This window comes from Clostridium sp. CAG:43, assembly GCF_000434655.1.
Lineage (GTDB): Bacteria > Bacillota > Clostridia > Lachnospirales > Lachnospiraceae > Otoolea > Otoolea fessa.
The window spans coordinates 4,311-7,578 of sequence record NZ_FR895084.1; the positions used below are offsets into that span (position 1 = coordinate 4,311).

The following is a 3,268-nucleotide window of genomic DNA, read 5'->3' on the forward strand; positions in this document are numbered from 1 at the left end:
GATGGAAAATGTCGAGTACACGGCGTCGCTGGCAAATTCGACGCGGGATCGGGCGTATGAGCTTTTGGATTTGTATGAATCGTATCTTCCGGCAGAGTAGTGAAAAAATTAGAAAATGGGACTTTTGCGGCATATAGAATTGCGGTAAGGGTCCCATTTTTGCACACTTTTTGTACACTTTTTGTACCGATAAACCTCTTGCGAAATGTAAATTCCTATGATAGGATATAAAGAATGAGGAAAATTTTACTTAAATAGAAGTAACTATAGGAGGAAGCAACGTGAAAAAATACGGTGTGAACGAACTTAGAAAGATGTTCTTAGACTTTTTTGAGAGCAAGGGACATCTGGCAATGAAGAGTTTCTCTCTGGTTCCGCATAATGATAACAGCCTTCTGCTTATCAACTCTGGTATGGCTCCGTTAAAGCCATATTTTACGGGTCAGGAGATTCCGCCGAGAACAAGAGTATGTACCTGTCAGAAATGTATTCGTACCGGCGATATCGAGAATATCGGTAAGACTGCCCGTCATGGTACCTTTTTTGAGATGCTTGGCAACTTCTCCTTCGGTGATTATTTCAAAGAGGAAGCGATTCACTGGTCCTGGGAATTTTTAACCGAGGTTGTCGGACTTGATCCGGATCGCCTCTATCCGTCTGTGTTCGAGAGCGATGACGAGGCATTTGATATCTGGAACAAAGAGATGGGTATTCCGGCAGAGCGTATTTTCCGCTTTGGCAGAGAGGATAACTTCTGGGAGCATGGCGCTGGTCCGTGCGGTCCGTGTTCTGAGATTTACTATGACCGCGGTGAGAAATACGGCTGCGGCAAACCGGGATGTACGGTAGGCTGCGAGTGTGACCGTTACATGGAGGTGTGGAACAATGTATTCTCCCAGTTTAACAACGACGGTCACGGCAACTACACCGAGCTGGAGCACAAGAACATTGATACCGGAATGGGTCTGGAGCGTCTGGCAGTGATCGTACAGGATGTAGATTCCCTGTTTACGGTTGATACCAATAAAGCTCTGTTAGACCGTGTTTGCGAGCTGGCACATACCGAATATCAGAAAGATCATGAGACCGATATTTCTCTGCGTATTGTAGCGGATCATATCAAGTCCTGCACCTTCATGATTTCCGATGGCATTATGCCATCCAACGAGGGACGCGGATATGTTCTGCGCCGCCTTCTGCGCCGTGCAGCACGCCATGGCAAAAAACTTGGCATCGAGGGTGAGTTCTTAGCAGCTCTGTCCCGCACCGTTATCGACCTTTCCAAGGATGGTTATCCGGAACTGGAAGAGAAGAGCGCGATGATTTTCAAGGTTCTTTCTGAGGAAGAGGATAAGTTCAACAGGACCATTGATCAGGGTCTTGCGATCCTTGCTGATATGGAAGAAGATATGAACAAGAAGGGCGAGAAAGTGCTGTCCGGCGACAACGCATTCAAGCTCTACGATACGTATGGATTCCCGATCGACTTAACCCGTGAGATTCTCGAGGAGAAGAGCCTCGGTATCGATGAGGACGGCTTCAACGCAGCGATGAAACGCCAGAAAGAACAGGCGAGAGCGGCGAGAAAGACGACTAACTATATGGGCGCGGATGTTACGGTATACCAGTCCATCGATCCGGCTATTACAACTGAGTTTATCGGCTATGATCGTCTGACAGCGGAATCCGAGATTTCCGTTCTGACGACCGAGGATGAGATTGTAGAGGCACTGACTGACGGTCAGACTGGTACAATTATCACCAAGGAAACCCCGTTCTACGGAACCATGGGTGGTCAGGAGGGTGACTTCGGTCAGATTACCGCTCCGGACGGCTCTGTGTTTGAAGTTAAAGATACCATTCATTTACAGGGTGGCAAGATCGGTCATGTCGGTGTTGTAGTAAAGGGTATGTTCGAGGTGGGAGAAAAAGTAACCATGTCGGTTGACAAGGAAAACCGTGAACTGACTTCCCGCAACCATTCCGCAACCCATCTGCTTCATAAAGCGCTGCGTACCGTACTTGGTAGCCATGTAGAGCAGGCTGGTTCCCTGGTAACCCGTGATCGTCTGCGTTTCGACTTTACTCATTTCTCTGCGATGACTCCAGAGGAGATAGAGAAGGTTGAAAAGATTGTAAATGATGAGATTGCAGCATCCCTGCCGGTTGTAACCGATGTTATGTCCTTGGATGAGGCAAAGAAGACGGGCGCGATGGCACTGTTTGGCGAGAAGTACGGCGAGAAAGTCCGTGTTGTCAAGATGGGGGATTTCTCCACCGAGCTTTGCGGCGGTACGCACGTATCCAACACAGGCACAATTGCATCCTTCAAGATTCTCTCTGAGGCAGGTATTGCAGCAGGCGTCCGCCGTATCGAGGCGCTGACCTCCACCGGTTTGATGAACCACTACAAAGAGGTAGAGAATGAGCTGCATGAGGCGGCGAAACTGGCAAAGACCACTCCGGCGGCGCTGAGCAGCAAGATTGAGTCCATGTTAGAGGAGATCAAGACTCTGCACGCAGAGAATGAGAAGTTAAAAAGTAAGCTGGCGAACGACTCTCTGGGCGATGTTATGAACCAGGTACAGGATGTAAACGGCGTGAAGCTGCTGGCAGTTGAGGTTAAGGATGTAGACATGAACGGTCTGCGTAATTTGGGCGATCAGCTGAAAGAGAAGCTGGGCGACGGCGTTGTTCTGATTGCATCTACTCTGGATGGCAAGGTAAGCCTGATGGCTTCTGTAACTGACGGTGCGATGAAGAAGGGTGCACATGCTGGAAACTTAATCAAAGCAATCGCAGGTCTTGTCGGCGGCGGCGGCGGTGGCCGTCCGAACATGGCACAGGCTGGCGGAAAGAATCCGTCTGGTATTGCAGCAGCCCTTGAAAAAGCGGCAGAAGTAGTAGCAGAGCAAGTAAAATAAAAAAATCATAAAAAAATGTAAAATGTTGTTGACGTATCATTTTTTTATGATATAATCTTTTTAGTGCTAAAAAAATACCCATACAGTTGTATTAATATGCACTTATTACACAACTGGAGGGAGGTTAGGTGTGAGCTATGTCAAATGTAATCGTTAAAGATAACGAGAGTCTGGACAGCGCTTTACGCAGATTCAAAAGAAACTGTGCTAAGGCTGGTATCCAGCAGGAGATTCGGAAAAGAGAGCATTACGAGAAACCGAGCGTTCGTCGTAAAAAGAAATCCGAAGCTGCTAGAAAACGCAAATACAATTAAGTAACGCAAAAGTCCTGGTTTTCATATGAA

2 protein-coding genes are annotated in these 3,268 nt (G+C 47.7%); both read left to right on the forward strand.

Annotated features, from left to right (window positions below; genetic code table 11):
* Window positions 1-314: 314 nt before the first annotated feature.
* A complete protein-coding gene (gene alaS / locus QVO97_RS06825; protein ID WP_227589512.1) occupies window positions 315-2,924 on the forward strand; it encodes an alanine--tRNA ligase in 2,610 nt (869 codons plus the stop codon).
* Window positions 2,925-3,061: 137 nt separating this feature from the next.
* Window positions 3,062-3,238: a 30S ribosomal protein S21 gene (gene rpsU / locus QVO97_RS06830; RefSeq protein WP_003504099.1), complete on the forward strand. Its 177-nt coding sequence runs from the start codon at window positions 3,062-3,064 to the stop codon at window positions 3,236-3,238.
* The last annotated feature ends 30 nt before the right edge of the window (window positions 3,239-3,268 follow it).